General features: G+C 55.8%; 18 protein-coding genes and 1 pseudogene. 10 read left to right on the forward strand and 9 right to left on the reverse strand.

The genetic code is table 11. The features are described from left to right. Positions 1-199: 199 nt before the first annotated feature. A complete protein-coding gene (locus AC1RQB_RS22980) occupies positions 200-526 on the forward strand; it encodes a DUF2025 family protein (RefSeq protein WP_063342812.1) in 327 nt (108 codons plus the stop codon). Positions 527-671: 145 nt separating this feature from the next. Here AC1RQB_RS22980 and AC1RQB_RS22985 read toward each other — a convergent pair whose 3' ends face one another. Both AC1RQB_RS22985 and AC1RQB_RS22990 read right to left on the reverse strand, forming a co-directional pair. Then, positions 672-995, reverse strand: a complete 324-nt coding sequence (locus AC1RQB_RS22985) for an antibiotic biosynthesis monooxygenase family protein (RefSeq protein WP_063342813.1) — start codon at positions 993-995, stop codon at positions 672-674. Further along, positions 992-1,699, reverse strand: a complete 708-nt coding sequence (locus tag AC1RQB_RS22990; RefSeq protein ID WP_063342814.1) for a CTP synthase C-terminal region-related (seleno)protein — start codon at positions 1,697-1,699, stop codon at positions 992-994. The genes AC1RQB_RS22985 and AC1RQB_RS22990 overlap by 4 nt, the downstream gene beginning before the upstream one ends. Before the next feature lie 15 nt (positions 1,700-1,714). Between AC1RQB_RS22990 and AC1RQB_RS22995 the strand changes: the two genes are divergently transcribed. Next, positions 1,715-2,656, forward strand: a complete 942-nt coding sequence (locus AC1RQB_RS22995) for a LysR family transcriptional regulator (RefSeq protein ID WP_081235286.1) — start codon at positions 1,715-1,717, stop codon at positions 2,654-2,656. A 78-nt stretch (positions 2,657-2,734) separates the two neighbouring features. Here the strand turns inward: AC1RQB_RS22995 and AC1RQB_RS23000 are convergent. Further along, positions 2,735-2,911 (reverse strand): annotated as a pseudogene (locus tag AC1RQB_RS23000) (DUF1003 domain-containing protein); the annotation flags it as partial. Positions 2,912-3,052: 141 nt separating this feature from the next. Continuing rightward, a complete protein-coding gene (locus AC1RQB_RS23005; RefSeq protein ID WP_008071884.1) occupies positions 3,053-3,661 on the reverse strand; it encodes a TetR/AcrR family transcriptional regulator in 609 nt (202 codons plus the stop codon). 215 nt (positions 3,662-3,876) lie between these two features. Here AC1RQB_RS23005 and AC1RQB_RS23010 point away from each other — a divergent pair, with 215 nt between their 5' ends. Beyond that, entirely contained in the window at positions 3,877-4,935 is a 1,059-nt protein-coding gene (locus AC1RQB_RS23010) for an MBL fold metallo-hydrolase (protein ID WP_063342817.1), read from the forward strand. Positions 4,936-5,028: 93 nt separating this feature from the next. Here the strand turns inward: AC1RQB_RS23010 and AC1RQB_RS23015 are convergent, their stop codons facing one another. Both AC1RQB_RS23015 and AC1RQB_RS23020 read right to left on the reverse strand, forming a co-directional pair. Further along, positions 5,029-5,283 (reverse strand): helix-turn-helix domain-containing protein, encoded by a 255-nt coding sequence (locus tag AC1RQB_RS23015; RefSeq protein ID WP_081235287.1) that lies wholly within the window; start codon positions 5,281-5,283, stop codon positions 5,029-5,031. 11 nt (positions 5,284-5,294) lie between these two features. Next, the gene (locus tag AC1RQB_RS23020; RefSeq protein WP_063342818.1) at positions 5,295-5,612 is read right to left on the reverse strand and encodes a helix-turn-helix domain-containing protein; all 318 of its coding nucleotides are present in this window, start codon (positions 5,610-5,612) and stop codon (positions 5,295-5,297) included. A gap of 338 nt (positions 5,613-5,950) precedes the next feature. On the opposite strand from AC1RQB_RS23020, the gene bglX reads away from it, so the two are divergent. Beyond that, on the forward strand, positions 5,951-8,179 hold the full coding sequence (gene bglX / locus AC1RQB_RS23025; protein WP_404943053.1) for a beta-glucosidase BglX: 2,229 nt from the start codon (positions 5,951-5,953) through the stop codon (positions 8,177-8,179). Positions 8,180-8,309: 130 nt separating this feature from the next. On the opposite strand, the gene AC1RQB_RS23030 is transcribed toward bglX, so the two are convergent. Continuing rightward, the gene (locus tag AC1RQB_RS23030; protein ID WP_063342819.1) at positions 8,310-9,077 is read right to left on the reverse strand and encodes an AraC family transcriptional regulator; all 768 of its coding nucleotides are present in this window, start codon (positions 9,075-9,077) and stop codon (positions 8,310-8,312) included. 271 nt (positions 9,078-9,348) lie between these two features. On the opposite strand from AC1RQB_RS23030, the gene AC1RQB_RS23035 reads away from it, so the two are divergent. From AC1RQB_RS23035 to AC1RQB_RS23050, 4 genes are all read left to right on the forward strand, one after another. After that, positions 9,349-10,167 (forward strand): sulfite exporter TauE/SafE family protein, encoded by an 819-nt coding sequence (locus tag AC1RQB_RS23035; RefSeq protein ID WP_063342820.1) that lies wholly within the window; start codon positions 9,349-9,351, stop codon positions 10,165-10,167. A 114-nt stretch (positions 10,168-10,281) separates the two neighbouring features. After that, a complete protein-coding gene (locus AC1RQB_RS23040; RefSeq protein ID WP_063342821.1) occupies positions 10,282-11,472 on the forward strand; it encodes a hypothetical protein in 1,191 nt (396 codons plus the stop codon). 69 nt (positions 11,473-11,541) lie between these two features. Further along, positions 11,542-11,736, forward strand: a complete 195-nt coding sequence (locus AC1RQB_RS23045) for a T6SS effector amidase Tae4 family protein (RefSeq protein WP_238543572.1) — start codon at positions 11,542-11,544, stop codon at positions 11,734-11,736. Beyond that, on the forward strand, positions 11,733-11,966 hold the full coding sequence (locus tag AC1RQB_RS23050; protein ID WP_032830393.1) for a hypothetical protein: 234 nt from the start codon (positions 11,733-11,735) through the stop codon (positions 11,964-11,966). The genes AC1RQB_RS23045 and AC1RQB_RS23050 overlap by 4 nt, the downstream gene beginning before the upstream one ends. A 61-nt stretch (positions 11,967-12,027) precedes the next feature. On the opposite strand, the gene AC1RQB_RS23055 is transcribed toward AC1RQB_RS23050, so the two are convergent. Continuing rightward, on the reverse strand, positions 12,028-13,017 hold the full coding sequence (locus tag AC1RQB_RS23055; RefSeq protein ID WP_063342822.1) for a hypothetical protein: 990 nt from the start codon (positions 13,015-13,017) through the stop codon (positions 12,028-12,030). Between the two features lie 253 nt (positions 13,018-13,270). Between AC1RQB_RS23055 and AC1RQB_RS23060 the strand changes: the two genes are divergently transcribed. Together AC1RQB_RS23060 and AC1RQB_RS23065 are read left to right on the forward strand one after the other, a co-directional pair. Then, positions 13,271-14,830: an McrB family protein gene (locus tag AC1RQB_RS23060; RefSeq protein ID WP_063342823.1), complete on the forward strand. Its 1,560-nt coding sequence runs from the start codon at positions 13,271-13,273 to the stop codon at positions 14,828-14,830. Beyond that, positions 14,827-16,128, forward strand: coding sequence for an McrC family protein (locus AC1RQB_RS23065; RefSeq protein ID WP_063342824.1), 1,302 nt, complete (start codon positions 14,827-14,829; stop codon positions 16,126-16,128). The genes AC1RQB_RS23060 and AC1RQB_RS23065 overlap by 4 nt, the downstream gene beginning before the upstream one ends. Before the next feature lie 57 nt (positions 16,129-16,185). On the opposite strand, the gene AC1RQB_RS23070 is transcribed toward AC1RQB_RS23065, so the two are convergent. Continuing rightward, positions 16,186-16,731, reverse strand: a complete 546-nt coding sequence (locus AC1RQB_RS23070) for a BRO-N domain-containing protein (protein ID WP_404943021.1) — start codon at positions 16,729-16,731, stop codon at positions 16,186-16,188. Positions 16,732-17,037 lie beyond the last annotated feature (306 nt).

Here is a 17,037-nt window from a genome sequence, read left to right on the forward strand (position 1 = left end):
GTATCTTTTAACAACTGAGCGCCGCTTGCGCTATCGCCAGACCGACATAAACGTGTTTAAAGGAGTTTTTTCAGCGCATTTGTGCGGTTCTTTGCAGTATTCTTGGCCCCGGCAATTTCCCCGGCAGAGGGAAACCCGTTCGCTTGCCCTGCGTGTAAACCATCGATCACCGGTCCTTCGACCTTTTGTGAGGTTTACCATGCGCATCACTTCCCAGCTCATTTGCCAGGCCGCCGACCAACTCAAAGGCTTCGTCGGCCTCAATCGCAAGACCGGCCAGTACATCGTTCGTTTTAGCGAAGACTCGTTCGGCATGGACGTGGCTGATGACGGCATCATCCCCACCAGTGAATTCGTCTGGGCTCCTGGCCCCGAGCAGACCATGACGCTCAAGCGCGAACTGATCCAGTTGCTGCTGGACCAGAACATCGACGACCGGATCAACATCACCGAACCGTTGCGGGTGTATATGAATCGGCGGGAAGTGCCGCAGATTTCGGCGGTGAGGAGTTTGGTGCGGGGTTGAGGGTTTTGTGGTGTCAGGTCGGGCCCCTTCGCGGGCAAGCCCGCTCCCACATTTGATTCCTGTTGGGCACAAATCTTGTGTGCGCAGGAGATCTCCTGTGGGAGCGGGCTTGCCCGCGAAGACGGCCTCCGGAACACCGCATCATTTACTGTTTGAACGCATATGCCCGCTCAACCCTGCACACCCGCGTATGACACGTCGAATACCAGGTCGACCGTCCGCGCTCACGAATCGCGCTGTGTTCGGGATGGTGTTTCCAGGCCAGGATCGCCGCTTCGCTGGCCCAGTAGGACACCGTAATCCCGAGCCCGTCCGCGCCACGGGCCGATTCCACGCCAAGAAAGCCAGGTTGCTGACGGGCCAATTGCACCATGCGTTCGGCGGCCTGTTCGTAACCGTGATCGCCCTCGGTGCGCAGCGAGGTAAAAATCACCGCGTAGTAAGGCGTTGCAGGTGTCTGGGCGGTCATGATGGGTGCCTCGCACAGGCCTCGATCAACGCCTGGACCAACGGCGGCAGAACACCCTTAAGCGCGGCGCGTTCCGGTTGGAACAGCGTTGCGACAAAGAACGGATGATCTTTTAGCTCCACCGCCCGCAGCCCTCCCATCGAATCGTGGCCCACCGCGTGCAACTGTTGTTTCAGTAGCTCCTGTTCAAACTCAGGATTCACCCCATAACGACAGCGATATCCCTCGCGAATTTCAGCGTCTTCGTACGCCTTGGCGATCAACGAGCCTTCAACCAAATGAATGCTGTCGACGGCTTCCACCAGCGAACAGGTCAGCGGTGTGAGTAACGCCCGCGCGGCATTGGGCGATGTCTCGCCGTGTTCGGCATCGCTCCAGCCCAGAACGTTACGGGCGAATTCGAGTACTGCGTGCTGAAAACCGCCGCAAGTGCCGAGGAAAGGTCGCTGCTGCTCGCGGGCAAAACGGATCGCCCGTAATGCGCCGTCCATGTCGCGATAAGGGCTGGCGGGCACGCACCAGAAACCATCGAAGCCATCCAGTGGCGTCTCGGCGTTGATGCTGTTGGTGGCCAACCATTGAAACTGTATGTCTTGGCCTGAGTGTTCGGCGGCCATGCCGAGGGCGACGGGAATGGCTTGGTGGGCGGTGACCTGTGGGTCGTAATCGCCGATCAGGGCGATGCGGATGGCGTTGGTTTCCATGAGTGATCTCGACGCTTGTTGATTCCTGGCACCCACTATAGATTGGCGTTCACGCAATCAATATTGGCGTTATCCCAAGTGATCAATGCACCGACGCACTATCGGCTGGACTACCCGGACCTGTCCCTGATCCTCGCCCTGGTGCGCGGCGGCTCTCTGGCCCGGGCGTCGGCGTTGTTGAAGGTCGACGTGTCGACGGTGTTTCGCGCCGTCCGCCGACTGGAAGCCGCGTTGGGGCAGCAACTGTTCGAGAAGAGCCGCGCCGGTTACCTGCCGACCACGCTGGCGCAGACTCTGGCCGAGCAGGCTGAGCGCGCCGAACAAGCGCTGGAGGCGGCGCGCATTGGCGTGGAGCAGGGCGGTGAAATCATCAGCGGCACTGTGCGCCTGACGTGCACCGATTCAGTCCTGCAAAGTTTGTTGTTGCCGGCGCTGGCGCGGTTCATGCCGTCCTATCCAGCGCTGACCATTGAACTGTGCACCTCCAACGACTTCGCCAATCTCAGCCGTCGCGACGCCGACATCGCCTTGCGCTTGACCCGCACACCGCCCGAACATTTGGTGGGTCGACGGTTGGCGGATATTTCCTACCGGGTCTGTGCCAGCGAGGCCTATCTGCAATCAGTCGATTCCCACGACCTGGCTGCATTGACCTGGATCGCCCCGGACGACTTCTTGCCCGATCACCCCACCGTCGCATGGAGGCGTCAGCAGTTGCCTGGCGTGACGCCTGGTTATCGCTGTAACAGCATGTTGTCAGTGACCGAGTTAGTGCGGGCCGGGCTGGGTGTCGCGGCGTTGCCAGACTTCCTCATCGGTGACGGACTGCAACCGTTGACCGAGCCCTTGCACGGTTACGACACGGCCCTGTGGCTGCTGACTCGCCCAGACTGCCGCGCATTGCGCTCGGTGGTGACGTTGTTCGATGAATTGGGGCGCGCGCTGAAGTTGCCTTGAGTCGGATCACGCCTTCGGTGGCTCTTTGCCTACGAAGTGTTGATGCATTTCCGACGTCAGACTTTCGATACGCTCGGTCAGGGTTTGGGCGCCGAGAAAAGTCGGCGTGCCGAAGAATCGCGCAAAGGCCTCGGCGCGCAGGGCAAAACGGTCGGTACCGAAAGTAGGTGCCAGATGAGCGTGAGGGCGATGAAAGCGCAGGTGATCGACGGGGCCAGTGGGTTCGGTTTCGATTTCGCGGGTCGGGGTGCTCATGGTGCTCTCTGCATGGCCGCTGGGACTGCAGCTCACTATAGCCCCGGCGCCAGTTTCATTCTGAAACACATTTCGGTGTTTCTAATTACAGCGATCGGTCAGCGATAAAGCCGCGGACATTGTCATTTTTTGCAACCCGATTCAGAGCTCATAACAGGCCAGGAACATGTCTAGGGCCGACTCCACAACGGTGTGCTGCATCTCGGGCGACAAGCCTGGCTGGCCCATGGAGATCTGCGGCCAGAACGCAAAGGACTTGAGCAATCCCTGGACCTGTTGTGCGACGAATTCGGGTGCGACCGGTTTCAATCGGCCATCGGCCTGAGCGGCGCGAATCCATACAGTCACTCCTTCTTCGCGTTCACCCATTCGGGCAACCATGTTCTGTGCGCGCTCGGGAGAATGGATGGTGGCGGCGATCGCCACTCGCGCCAGGTCGAGAAAATTGTCATCGGCCAGCATCTGCAATTTCGCCTGCAACATCCGACGCAGCTGGTCGCGCAGGGGCAGGTCAGGGCGGTAGGCGGTTTCCTGTTCGGCCGTTACCCGCGCCCACAGTTGATTGAGGATTTCGGCGAACAACTCTTCCTTGCTCGGGAAGTGGTTGTACACGGTGCGCTTAGACACGCCAGCGGTGGCGGCGATCTTGTCCATGCTGGTGATGTCGAAACCATTGGCACGGAATTCAGCAATCGCCGCCTGGATGATGGCTTCGCGTTTACGGTCGGTGAGGCGTTGTGGAGCTGTCATAAATACGCTTAGGCAGGAAGAAGTGGAGAACTACACTTGGCAGTTTACTTGTGAACGGCTTTGATGCAACCTTGAAACTACACTGTGCAGTGTAATGTTTTGTTAATCCTGCCCAGTAAAAAATAGAATCTGCGGCTGATGCGTGCGTGCTTTGGCCATCTATCGTCCCCAAGGGGGAAAATCGCGAACTGCGGTTTTCCTGGAGTCATTCAGTCATGGCCACTTTAACTTCTCCAGCGGATAACGCCTCAACGCTTGAAGCTTCACGACAGGCGCAAGGGCAGTATCGAAATCATGTACCGGTAAAGCGCGAAGGCTTTCGCAAAACCTTGCGCATCCTGTGGAACATCATCTTCCACAAACCGCGCGACACCCGTCCGTCCGCTCCCGTCCCGGTGCAAACCCTGACCCAGGCAGCGTTGATCGCTGCGCCCAACCACAGCGTCTATCGCCTTGGTCATTCCACTGTACTGCTGAAACTGCGAGACAAGTTCTGGATCACCGACCCAGTCTTCGCCGAGCGCGCCTCACCAGTGCAATGGGCCGGCCCGAAGCGTTTCCATCAGCCACCGATCAGCCTCGAAGACCTGCCGCCGATTGAAGCGGTGATTCTGTCTCACGACCACTATGACCACCTTGATTATCAGGCCGTGCTCAAACTGGCGGACAAAACGCAATACTTCCTCACCCCGCTGGGTGTGGGCGACACCCTGATCAAATGGGGAATCGATGCCAGCAAAGTGCGCCAACTGGATTGGTGGCAGAGCACCGAGGTCGATGGCCTTCAATTCGTCGCCACCCCGTCGCAGCACTTCTCCGGTCGTGGCCTGTTCGACGGTAACAGCACCCTTTGGGCGTCGTGGGTAATGATCGACGGCGACACGCGGATCTTCTTCAGTGGCGACAGCGGCTACTTCGACGGCTTCAAACGCATTGGCGAACAGTACGGCCCGTTCGACCTCACACTCATGGAAACCGGCGCCTACAACGTCGAGTGGCCGCATGTTCACATGCAGCCCGAGCAAACCTTGCAGGCGCACATCGACCTTAAAGGGCGCTGGCTACTGCCGATCCACAACGGCACCTTCGACCTGTCGATGCACGCCTGGTACGAACCCTTCGACCGTATTTTGGCATTGGCCTGGGAGCGAAACGTGTCGATCACCACGCCGCAGATGGGCGAAGCGTTCAACGTGATGTATCCGCAACGGGGTAGTGCGTGGTGGTTTGGGTTGGAAGGTGAAAGCAATCAGGCGGCGCCTCAGAACGCTTGATGTTGTGCTGCCGGGCCGCTTGCCGTGGGAGCGGCCCCAATTCCGGTAAGTTATGCCGAATGCAATCTACAAAGAGGATGTGTGCGGTCCCATCTATCTGCGTTCGCCCAGGTTTGGATATTCCGAGATTTTTGCCACGGTCAAATCGCGAAATATTCCACTCAGTAATTCGTCCAGTTCTTCCTGAGACAATCCGAGCCTTAGCGCGGCCTCAGTCTTGCTCAGCCGACCGTTTTGGAGGAGCAGGCCAATCTTCATAACGTGTCCGGCTTTGGCTCGCATCTCACCCGCCTCGGGATAGCCCGGCGCCTCATGAACGCAGCGGTTGCTTCCATCGATTTCATTCATTTGCTGACACCTCACTCAACCATTGCATAATCCGCCCGCCCCACCGGATCCGGTGTCGACCCTCTCACATTCATCCCTCTGCCCGGTGCAAATCCCGGGAAGAACACCAGGCCTTGCGACTCAAACCGATACGCCAACGCCAGCCGGGTGACATCGAACACATCGCGTTCTGCCTCGAAGCGCTGAATGGCGTCAACGGAAACCCCGGATTCCTCGGACAACTCTTCAACACTCCAGCCCAGCATCGCTCGGGCCTGGGCACAGTGGGCGGGGGTGAACTGGAAGAGGGCGATACGTTCCAGGGTGATTTTCATCGCAAGAGTGGCCATGGTGTTCTCCGGGCTCGAGAGTGCTGATTCAAAATGTACTGTGTTTTTGTACAGTTGTTTTGATCCCGGATCAAACTCATTTTTTTGATCGATTCTATTTTTTGCTCCGGCAGGCGCTGGGGAGCGACTACGCTGTTTCTATGCGGGAACCTGAAAGCTCAAGGCTTTCAACGCCCGTGAGCAGCAATGATTGAACGTCAGCTTTCTGATTTTCAATTCAGGGAAGGTGGCGTTTATGACGCAGTGCGCCACAGCGTTATGCAGGGAAGGGAATCATGAAAAGACTACGTCTGTTATGTGCCCTGATCGGTTTTACAAGCTTGCCCGTCGCGGCTGATATGGCATCGTTGAGCAAAGAGGCCTTTGTCAGCGACCTGATAAATCAAATGACCCTGGAGGAAAAAATCGGCCAACTGCGGCTGATCGCTATTGATGAAAAGATGACGCCCGAAAAAATACGCGAAGAGATCGCCGCCGGGCGAATCGGTGGTACCTACGGCTCTGTAAGCCGTTTCGTAAACCGCCCCATGCAGGACGCGTCTCAACAAAGCCGCCTGAAAATCCCGATGTTTTTCGGCTGGGACGTGATACACGGCCATCGAACCATTTTCCCCATTGGTCTGGCGTTGGCCTCCAGTTGGGACATTGGCGCTATTGAGCTAAGCGGTCGGATAGCGGCAAAAGAAGCCAGTGCGGACGGTATCGACCTGACCTTCGCCCCGATGATAGATATCGCCCGGGATCCTCGCTGGGGACGCACTTCCGAAGGCTTTGGCGAAGACACCTACCTCGTTTCGCGCATTGCCAAAGCGATGGTTCAGGCCTACCAGGGCGCAAGCCCGAATGCACCCGACAGCATCATGGCCAGCGCCAAACATTTTGCGTTGTATGGGGCTGTCGAGGGTGGGCGCGACTACAACAGCGTCGACATGGGCCTGGCCAGAATGCACCAGGATTACCTGCCACCTTATCGTTCGGCAATTGAGGGGGGCGCGGGGGCGATGATGGTCGCGCTTAACTCGATAAATGGCGTGCCAGCCGCTTCCAACGCCTGGTTGATGCAAGACCTGCTGCGCAAGGCATGGGGCTTCAAGGGGCTGGTCATCAGCGACCATAACGGGATAAACGATCTGGTTCAGCATGGCGTGGCGAAGAATCACCGCGAAGCCGCCAGGCTCGCGATCAAGGCCGGCGTCGATATGAGCATGAACGACTTCTCCTATGGTCCGGAGCTACAGGGGCTGCTTGAGTCGGGCGCTATTTCCCAGAGCAATATCGATAACGCAGTGCGGGAAGTGCTGGGGGCCAAGTACGACATGGGGCTGTTCGAAGACCCTTACCGGCGCATCGGCATTGCCAGTGAAGACCCCGCTGATAACAATGCCGAACACCGTCTGCACAGAGCCCAGGCCCGTGAAGTAGCACGCAAGACATTGGTGCTGCTCAAGAATGAAAACGGCCTCTTGCCGCTGAAAAAAGAGGGCGTGATCGCACTCATAGGCCCATTGGCAAAAAGTGCCGTCGACATCATGGGGAGTTGGTCTGCAAGCGGCGTGGCCGAGCAATCGGTGACGATTTATGACGGGCTGAAAAACGCAATGACCCAGGGCTCGCTGATCTATGCCCGAGGCGCCAATCTCGAAGAGGATCAGGAGGTCGTTAAATACCTGGAATACCAGGGCGTGTCCAAAATCGAGAATGACGCGCGTCCGGCAGCAGAAATGATTGATGAAGCGGTGAAGGCTGCACAGCAAGCCGATGTCGTGATCGCAGTGGTAGGCGAGCCCCGCAGCATGTCTCATGAAGCGGCCAGTCGAACCAGCCTCGACCTGCCTGGGCGCCAGAGTGAATTGATCACCGCCCTGAAAGCCACCGGCAAACCGCTGGTACTGGTGTTGATGAACGGTCGGCCACTGTCCATCGGCAAGGAGCAGAAACAGGCCGATGCAATTCTGGAAACCTGGTACAGCGGCTCCGAGGGAGGCAACGCCGTTGCCGATGTGTTGTTCGGCGACTACAACCCGTCCGGCAAGTTACCCATCACCTTTCCACGCTCCGTGGGGCAGATCCCCAATTACTACAGCCACTTGAACACCGGTCGCCCCTACATAGCGGGTGCGCTTCGCAACTACACGTCGCAATATTTCGATCAATCCCACGGTCCGCTTTACCCCTTCGGCTTTGGGCTGAGCTATACCGACTTCAGCCTGACCGACATGGCTCTGTCCTCGACCACACTGAGCAAGACCGACAACCTCGTCGCTAGTGTCATGGTGAAGAACATCGGCCAGCGCGATGGTGAAACGGTGGTTCAGCTATATATCCGCGATGTTGTGGGATCCGTCAGCCGTCCGGTGAAAGAACTGAAGAACTTTCAAAAAATCATGCTCAAGGCCGGAGAGGAAAAAGCAGTCCATTTCAGCATTAATGAGAACGACTTGAAGTTCTTTAACAGCCAATTGGAGTACGCCGCCGAGCCGGGTGAGTTCCGGGTGCAAATCGGTCTGGATTCCCAGGATGTGAAGGAACAGAGTTTTGAGTTGCTGTCAGAACAAGGCAGTGGCTAAGGCCAAGCGCAGAACCTGTAGGAGCGTGGCTTGCCCGCGAAGGATGCACCGCGGTTTTTCAGGTATTACACGTCATCGTTCTTCGCGGGCAAGCCACGCTCCCACAGGTTCTGCGCTTGCCGCGAGCTCTCTATTTCGCCCCCTCCAACCAAACGGACGGTGCCTGCCCCAGCACGCGACGAAACATTGTCGAGAACGCCGCCGGGCTGTCATAGCCAAAATCCAGGGCAATCCGCGTCACCGGCGTGCCCACCGCCAGCCGCGCCAAAGCCAGCACCACACAGGCCCGCTGCCGCCATTGGCTGAAACTCAGCCCGGTCTGTTGGCGGAACAACCGATTGAAAGTACGCAAACTGATATGCAACTGATCAGCCCACTGTTGCGGCGATAGATGAATGTTCGGATGCTGGAGAAACATCTGACACAACCCAAGCAGCCGCGAATCCATAGGCAGCGGAATGTGCAACGGCAAGTGAGCACTACGGGCCAACTCGTGCAGCAGCAAGTCGATCAGCGCACCGTCGCGCCCGGCCTCGTCGTACTCCAGCGCAACCTCCACCGCCTCCATCAGCAAATGCCGCATCAACGGCGAAACACTGATCACCTGACAGCGATTGCCCAAATCAACCGCCCCCGGTTCGATGTACAAGCTGCGAGTGCTCACCCCCAGCATCAACACCTCATGCGCCACCCCCGGCGGAATCCACACCGCCCGCTGCGGCGGCACCACCCAATTGCCGTCGTGCGTACTCACCTGCATCACCCCGGTGGCGCCGTACAACAACTGCGCCCGCCGATGGGTATGGCGCGGCAACAGCTGCCCATCACGGTAATCCGTGCCGAGGGCCACCACCCGCCGTGGCGTGTCGTCCAGCAAATCAATCGAAACATTGCGCATCGAGCGGTATCCAGCGGTTGGCGTAAACGCAAACATTATTGGCTGACTTGCTGAGGCAGGCCAAGCCCTAATACCCGTAAGTTAAGAGCAATCCATGTGGGAGCGGGCTTGCTCGCGAAGACGGCGGCACAGCCAACATTAATGTCGCCTGACACACCGCTTTCGCGAGCAAGCCCGCTCCCACAATGGAGTGCTCTTACTTAACTTACCGGCGATAGGCCAAGCCCCATCGCTCTATCGTCGGCCACTCTCAACCAACGGACGATGCGCGATGTTCTTCTATCTCTTACTGGCACTCTTCGGCTGCATGACCGGCGTCACCGCCGTGCTGTTCGGCTTCGGCGGCGGCTTCGTCGTCGTGCCCTTGCTGTACCGCATGCTCACGGCCAGCCACGGTGCCGACGATCCCATCAGTCAATCGGCGATGCACATCGCCGTAGCCACCTCGACCTGCGTGATGATCGTCAACGCCCTGATCGCCAGCGCAAAGCATCACCGCGCCGGAAACCTCATTCGCCATTACCTGTGGCCGTTGGGCGGGTTCATCGGTTTGGGCGCGATCATCGGCGCCGTTGCAGCGATGTGGGCAAGTGGCGAGTTGATTCGTTTTGCCTTCATCGCCTACCTCGGCGTGACGATTCTGGACTGCCTGTTCCGACGCGGATTTCTCACACAGTCCGACGCTGTAATCCCACGGCGATTGGGCAGGGCAGAAGTGTCGGGCGGCGGTGTAGGTATCGGCACCATCGCCACGTTTCTCGGCGTGGGCGGCAGCGTCATGACCGTGCCGTTGTTGCGGCGTTGTGGGCTGAGCATGTCCAAGGCGACGTCCATGGCCAATCCGTTGAGTCTGCCGGTTGCGGTGGCTGGGACGCTGACTTACATGGCGATGGCGGGGTTTGCCGGGTTTGATCTGGGGCGGTGGTTTGTCGGTTATGTGGATGTGCTGGCGTTTGCGGTGTTGACGGTTGGATCGCTGGTGGGGATTCGCCTGGCGACGTCGTGGATCGGGCGGATACCGGATCGGGTGCATGCGCGGGTTTATATTGGTTTGCTGGTGGTAGTGATGCTCAGCATGGCGATGAAGTGAGGCGTGCAATGAGGCTCGATTCCCCCCTGCAACCTCGCCATAATCCGTCCTCGTTCAACCTGCGCCGCCTTCAATCTGCCCGGCGCTGCTTCCGACTTATTCAGGGATCGATCAATGCTCAAAGGATTGTTACGCCTGGCGCCAGTCGCCGCGTTGTTACTCATGTTGTGTTCCACTGCTCATGCCGAGGATGGGAGACGAGTGTTCACCGGCACCCTGGGCAAAATGCCGATCGTGCTGGAACTCAATACCAGCGAGGAGAACGGAGTCACCGGCCGCTACTTCTATGAGAAATACCATCGCGACCTTGAGCTGAGCGGCTCGCTGCAAGAAAAGACCCTGACGCTAACCGAAGGCAACAACCGCTACGGTGACGACAAACCCCTGCCAATCCTGAAGCTGCAAGAAACGGCCAACGGCTGGCAGGGCGAATGGAAAAGCCCCAAGGGCAAAATTCTGCAAATGCAGTTGACCGAGGCCAAGCTCCCGACACCGGCGGCAGACACATTGCCCTTCATCGCCGCGCTGCCGAAAAGCGACCCCTACGAATATCTGCGCCTGCAAGGCTTGAAGCTCAAACCGGGCAAGAAAGAGTCCTTCATGGGTTACGACCTGCAATGGTGGACGCAGCCCGAGTCCAGTCTCTCCATGTTCAGCGTCGAGTCCGGCTACCCGAAAGCCGACCAGCAGCGAATCAATCAGCAATTGTTGGGGCGGCTCTGGAGCGAAGTCATCAGCTACCACGGTTGTGTGCTGCAGGGGTCAGATAATGCCGAGTTCGATCAAGGTGTCAGTCCCCAATTCCTGTCGCCCGATGTGGTCAGCCTGAACATCTCCACCAGCTATTACTGCGGCGGCGCTCACCCGGATTTTGGCAATTCGCCGATCAACCTCGACGTTCATACCGGTCATAACCTGTCGCTGGAAGATGTGTTGTGGGTTGGCAAAGGCAAGCCGCTGCTGCACGCCGATCGCGACGGCACGGGCGACACAGCCCTGACCGAGGAAGAGAGCAAAGCACGATTCACCTATCAGCGCGAAGTGTTCGTACCGTGGCTGATCAAGCAATTCACCGCGCTGTACCCCAACGACATGCAGAAGCCGGTGGATGAGGACAGCTGCGACTACACCCACGAAAGCGTTTGGGGTTATTCCAACTGGTACTTCACCGCAAAAGGCCTGTACCTGGGACCGTACTTCGCCCGCGTGCAACGCAGTTGCGATGACCCGGGCTGGTCAGTGCTGCCGTACGCCGTGGTCAAGCAACATCCCGGCGCGGTCAAACTTGAACTGCCTCAGGACTAATCCCTAGCCCGACGCCAAACGATAAAGCCGAAGGACTTCGAGGATGATCTTGAAGGGCAGCAAGGCATCATTTTCTTCAAAGACTTCTGGCGCCGAGGAAGCGAGACCATCGGCAATCGCAGTGGCGATCATATCGACCTATGGAACGGGCGAAGACTAACGGACTGGCTGAGCTACCCTCGTATTCAGTTGGGGTTTTCCATTGAGGGCAGTTTCTCCGACTACCACGAGTCGAAGGAAATATGGTTTTGGAAGGTCATATGAAAATTGTTAAAGGGGCCTTGTTCGTCATCCTTATGGTTGCCTTGGCCGTTGGGGCATTTAATTTGTTATTCGTGGCAGTGTCTGACTACTTTGGGCCGTTCTACGAAAGTGAAGCGGACCAACATCGGAACTTTGCAATTTGGCTTTTGGGTAATGCGGGGGTTGGGATGCTTTCGATTGTTATGGGGGTTGTTTTGTATCGGCGTTATCTGCGCAGAGCACGTGTTTGAACGACACGATGGCCGTCGTCCCGACGCAATATCAGCCACAGCAATAACGCTGTGACACCGATTACTTACCCGCCAACCCCGGCGCTTCACGAATGATGAAGTGATCCAGGTTCTCAATATTGGCACTGAACACCCCGAACGTCTGTTCGGGGTTTTTCTTGCTCGGCACTTGCTTCAACTCCGGAGTCACCCCATAAAAGAAGCAATACAACTCGGCGTCACTATCGACCGCGTGCTTGATCTCTTCCAGAAACGCCTTGCGCTTGCGGTAGTTGTCGATCAGCTTCTTGCTCAAATAAACGTTCACCGAAAAAGGCTTCTTCTTCGCCTCATCCGGTTGCTTGAACCAGACCTTCTGTTCGAAATCGATGCGAAAGCTCTGGGTGTAATCCTTGATCTCCTTGATCTTGCCCCAGTAAATCAGCCCCTTGTTGTCCTGCAGATACTCAATCTTCTTGAAGAACGACCCATAAGGCGCCGAGTGCTCGCCAATCTTCAGCGGCATGCGCTTGAGCAGTTCCTTGTCCTCGAAGTTCGACACAAAACACTCCACCGGATGGGCGAAGACACTGGTCTTGTCCGGCGCCGACTCCCGGCTCGGCTGCTCGACGTTACTGGCCGCTGAAGCTGGTTTTGGGTCATCCCGCATGACATCCGCCGCCACCGCCGGGCTCGCAGGCTTACGCACATACTCACGCCGAGTCAGCAACAACTCCGACGGGAAATGCTCCTCGCGACCGTCATCCGATTCCGCACCGTCCGCCTCCAGGCCCGACGCCGGCGTCTTCAGACTGACATAAGGACAACCCTCGACATGCCGCGTGCTGGGGATGTTCTTGAAGTGCGGCGTGCGCACGTAATTCACATTCTTGGCGTTGAACGTCCCCAACACGTTGGCCGCATCAAACGCCGAACGGCAGGCATCGTTGGGGCACTGGAAGTGCTCCTTGGCGGAATCGAACTCCATCGTCTCGTCGAAATTCAAATCGCGCACGTCATAGATCGACAGCTTGTCGTCGAGGCTGAGGCAGTAGGCGAGGTCGAATTTCATGGGCTATCGGGCTCTTTGAGGGGATCGTTTTTATAGTCGCTAAGCGCTCGTCCTGCACAGCTTTTTCCACAGCGCGATCTACTTCTCTGTGCGGCTTTACCAGTGATGGCAATGTAGCTACCGTTGTAGGATAAATTTCCTGCGGCTGTGCGCTATTTCCTACGTCGAGTTTCGGTTTCTGCAACCCGTGTCGACAGTGATTGAGCCGCATCCCGCGATGACCATTTGCTCTCGTAGCAAGGATAGCGACTCGATGACTTCGCCTGCACTTAACCAAATCTTGTTTGGCCCTCCGGGAACCGGTAAGACGTACGCCACTATCGAGGCTGCGCTGGAAATTCTTGTTCCTGAGTTTCTTCGGGCCAACAAAGGCAAACGGGTGGCTTTAAAGAAGCGCTTTGATGAGTTAGCCGAAGATGGGCACGTTGAGTTCGTCACCTTTCATCAAAGCTTCAGCTACGAGGACTTCGTCGAAGGTCTACGTGCTGAAAGCGGAGAAGATGGGCAATTGCACTACGAAGTTGTCGATGGTGTGTTCAAAAAAATGTGCACCTCTGCCATGGCCAAGGTAAAGAGCCCCGGTGTTCTATTTATAAAGGGGGAGTCATTTGGTTCTGGGTACATAGTCGCGAGTGCATCTGCTGAGTTACTGAGCTTGGTTAAACCTAATGGTAAAGAGCTACCGATTGGGATGAGTATTCTTCACACGCTCGCTGAATATGTGCGCGCAGGGCGGTTAACCGTCGCAGATGTCCGCAACAAGCTGGTTTTTGACAAAGTGTCAGAAACTAAGCTGGAACCATATCTCATCAATGGCTACAACAATATTTTGCCGGTTTTGGTTCAGCGCATTTTGGATACGTCATCCGAAGACGCAAAGGTCAAGGAGACAACTCAATCCAGCGACGCACGCGTACTCATCATCGATGAAGTAAATCGCGGCAATATCTCTCGGATCTTCGGTGAGCTGATTACTCTCATCGAGCCATCCAAGCGTGCAGGAGCTGATGAGGCATTAAAGGTTACGCTGCCGTATTCGAAGGATCATTTCAGCGTTCCGAGTAATGTCTACCTCATTGGCACCATGAACACCGCTGATCGTTCATTGGCTGGTCTAGATATCGCGCTGCGTCGTCGTTTCACGTTCCGCGAAATGCCGCCTAAGCCTGAGCTGCTGAAAGACGTCACTGTGGGGGAACTCAATGTTGCCCAACTTCTAATAGTGATGAATCAACGAATTGAGATGCTGTTAGATCGAGATCATTGTTTAGGGCACGCGTACTTTATGCCGCTAGTGGAGGATTGTACGCTGGAACGATTGGGGCAAATCTTTCGCGAGCAAGTGCTCCCATTGCTGCAAGAGTATTTTTTCGAAGATTGGCTACGGATTCAATGGGTCCTTAACGATCATCGCAAGGCCCCTGAAAACTGCTTTATCGCGCAGGCGCTATTCAACTCAGGATCTTTGTTTGGCGATCAAGTGGTTCTAAGTAACCAAAATAATCAATGGATTATCAACGAAGACGCCTTTGCTCGGATTGAGTCTTTCTGGGGTGTCATTGATCACCAAGCAGTACCTCCAAAGGTCCAGGAGGCTATTGAAGTTGAAAAAGACGACATTCAGGTTCGTCAGCTTGAAAGCGGATCAATCGAGGTTTTAAAGTCTGGGAAGATCGTCAGCCCATCTAAACCTATTTTGCGAGAGCTTGCCGCAGCGCATGGTCTGACAACACACCATGCAAGTGGTCTTGAGTTTAATACTCGCCATCTTGGCGCGGCCGTAATCAGCGCATTGAAAGGCGTGACGGTGTGAAACCCGTCATCACGGTCCGCGAGTACGCGAGGCTGACGACAGATAAAATCACTGAGCCGACGTTGGATCTTGCTCAGGTATCGATTTCTGCCTTTGACTGGCTGTGCAAATTGAATGCTACTTTCAGCAATGCTGGAGCTGCACTGGTTCAGCTTGAAAATCGGTGTTTACTTAAACTCGACAACTACGTTGGTGTGTTGGAAACACCCTGTGGCACGCGTCTTGAAATTCTCCCCAAGCATTTTGAGCGAGAGAACTGCATTAAGCAGAGCAGAGTGTTGTTGCGGCGCATGATCCAAGCTTCTTTAAATTTACCCACCCGTGAAGTCGGCGCGGCAGATCTTCAAAATTTCGATGCACCGCTGAGCGAATGGGTCATGGGCCGATTCCTACTGACTCTGGATCACTTGATCAAGCGAGGTCTACGCTTTGACTACCAGTGCGTAGAGGAGGAACAACGGTTCCTACGTGGTCAATTGGATGTGGTTAAGCAAATGCGTCAACCCCCTGGACGCCAGCACCATTTCCAGATTCGACACGATGTCTATTTGCCCGACCGACCAGAAAACCGCTTACTCAAATTCGCGTTAGATGAGGTCTGCAAAGCAACAAAAGATGCTGGTAACTGGCGTCTGGCTCACGAGTTAAGAAGTGTGTTGTTAGAGGTTCCTACAAGTCGCAATGTGCAGCAGGATTTCAACCAATGGAGCAGCGAGCGGCTGATGGCGCACTACATGCCAGTGAAACCCTGGTGTGAGCTGATTATCAAGCAAAAGATGCCTTTGGCGGTCGCAGGGGAGTGGCATGGCATGAGCTTGTTGTTTCCTATGGAGAAGCTGTTTGAGCGCTATGTAGCTGCGAGTCTAGACAGGGATCTGCTGCAAGACGCTCGACTTCAAACTCAAGCCCACACTGAATATTTGTGTCAGCACAAAGGCAAAAACTTCTTTCAATTGCGGCCGGATTTGATGGTTCACCATCAGAATAAAAGCTGGGTGCTGGACACAAAATGGAAGCGGTTGAACTCATCTGGTGAGGATAAGAACTACGGTTTGAAGCAGTCCGATTTCTATCAGTTGTTCGCCTATGGCCACAAATACCTAGCGGGTGAGGGGGAGTTGGTGCTGATTTATCCAAGACGATCTGCGTTTGATGCGCCGTTGCAGGTATTTGAGTTTGCATCGCAACTCAAGCTTTGGGTGCTGCCGTTTGATATGGAACGTGGCGTATTGTTAGGGGCTCCTGAAGGGTTCCCGCTTCACTCTCAGCAACAGCGATCAAGTGAACGGTTGGCGTGATGCTCAACGCTCCCAATCAAATGGGTGCAGAAAGCTGCACCCATCTTTAGCGGCTTTCTAAAATAGAAATAGCCGTGAAGCTTTCCTCCACCAAGATGTTTGCTGTTGGGGCAGCAGGATGCAAGGCATGTCCCGCATCCGTATCCATGGTTCATTCCGCCAGTGCAGCAAACTTAGTTGCATCTGAGGCCAATCCAAAACGCTCAAGGTTGGACGCTCAACTGCCTGCGCCGGTCTTGCGTCACGCAGTGCAGCTACAACCTGATGCGTCAGCCATTCGCGTAGTGAGCGATATTCCGGGCAATAGTGATAAACCAATAATGCATACACGCCCGACTCGCTGAGCATCAGTCGCTCCTCTGCTGCTCCATGAGCATGTACCAATAACATCCGTCGCTGATCCATATCGAGTTTTCGGGACATTCGCTCGTCCAAATACTTGCCCATCAACCGCCCTATATCGCGCGCGCAAAACCAGGCTTGGTTTTCGAAGAGTAGGGCGTGGAGATGAATGTCGTGGCGAGTGAATAGGGTGGATGGGAGAGGCTCCCACTCGTCGTTCATTGGTGCGGATAAATTTCTGGATGCGAGTTGAGTGGACATAATCCGTGACCTCTACGTATTAAGGGGGCAGGGCCAGACCCAACGTAGAGTGGAATTAAGAAATCCCAACGAGCAAAGCCATCACATACCAACGACAAACCACCAAAGGGTGAATTGCGAATCTGTGTGATTGACCAAGCTTTCTACGTTGGGCGTTTCTTAGGCACCTGCGATGGAGCTTAGAGGTGCTTTTAGCGGGTATCAATGGAGAAACAGCTGTAAGTGCTGTAGGAGATTTAGCTCTGTGGCGTAGGGATGAAAAAGGACTACTCATGGCCCATAAAAAAGCCCCGATCTGATCGGGGC

This window comes from Pseudomonas sp. GW822-FHT02E03, assembly GCF_058802325.1.

What these genes read in the sequence shown, in the direction of transcription:
- AC1RQB_RS22980 (WP_063342812.1), top strand. Translation starts at nt 200, where the DNA reads ATGCGCATCACTTCCCAGCTCATTTGCCAGGCCGCCGACCAACTCAAA.
- AC1RQB_RS22985 (WP_063342813.1), bottom strand. Translation starts at nt 995, where the DNA reads ATGACCGCCCAGACACCTGCAACGCCTTACTACGCGGTGATTTTTACC.
- AC1RQB_RS22990 (WP_063342814.1), bottom strand. Translation starts at nt 1,699, where the DNA reads ATGGAAACCAACGCCATCCGCATCGCCCTGATCGGCGATTACGACCCA.
- AC1RQB_RS23005 (WP_008071884.1), bottom strand. Translation starts at nt 3,661, where the DNA reads ATGACAGCTCCACAACGCCTCACCGACCGTAAACGCGAAGCCATCATC.
- AC1RQB_RS23010 (WP_063342817.1), top strand. Translation starts at nt 3,877, where the DNA reads ATGGCCACTTTAACTTCTCCAGCGGATAACGCCTCAACGCTTGAAGCT.
- AC1RQB_RS23015 (WP_081235287.1), bottom strand. Translation starts at nt 5,283, where the DNA reads ATGAATGAAATCGATGGAAGCAACCGCTGCGTTCATGAGGCGCCGGGC.
- AC1RQB_RS23020 (WP_063342818.1), bottom strand. Translation starts at nt 5,612, where the DNA reads ATGGCCACTCTTGCGATGAAAATCACCCTGGAACGTATCGCCCTCTTC.
- bglX (WP_404943053.1), top strand. Translation starts at nt 5,951, where the DNA reads ATGGCATCGTTGAGCAAAGAGGCCTTTGTCAGCGACCTGATAAATCAA.
- AC1RQB_RS23030 (WP_063342819.1), bottom strand. Translation starts at nt 9,077, where the DNA reads ATGCGCAATGTTTCGATTGATTTGCTGGACGACACGCCACGGCGGGTG.
- AC1RQB_RS23035 (WP_063342820.1), top strand. Translation starts at nt 9,349, where the DNA reads ATGTTCTTCTATCTCTTACTGGCACTCTTCGGCTGCATGACCGGCGTC.
- AC1RQB_RS23040 (WP_063342821.1), top strand. Translation starts at nt 10,282, where the DNA reads ATGCTCAAAGGATTGTTACGCCTGGCGCCAGTCGCCGCGTTGTTACTC.
- AC1RQB_RS23050 (WP_032830393.1), top strand. Translation starts at nt 11,733, where the DNA reads ATGAAAATTGTTAAAGGGGCCTTGTTCGTCATCCTTATGGTTGCCTTG.
- AC1RQB_RS23055 (WP_063342822.1), bottom strand. Translation starts at nt 13,017, where the DNA reads ATGAAATTCGACCTCGCCTACTGCCTCAGCCTCGACGACAAGCTGTCG.
- AC1RQB_RS23060 (WP_063342823.1), top strand. Translation starts at nt 13,271, where the DNA reads ATGACTTCGCCTGCACTTAACCAAATCTTGTTTGGCCCTCCGGGAACC.
- AC1RQB_RS23070 (WP_404943021.1), bottom strand. Translation starts at nt 16,731, where the DNA reads ATGTCCACTCAACTCGCATCCAGAAATTTATCCGCACCAATGAACGAC.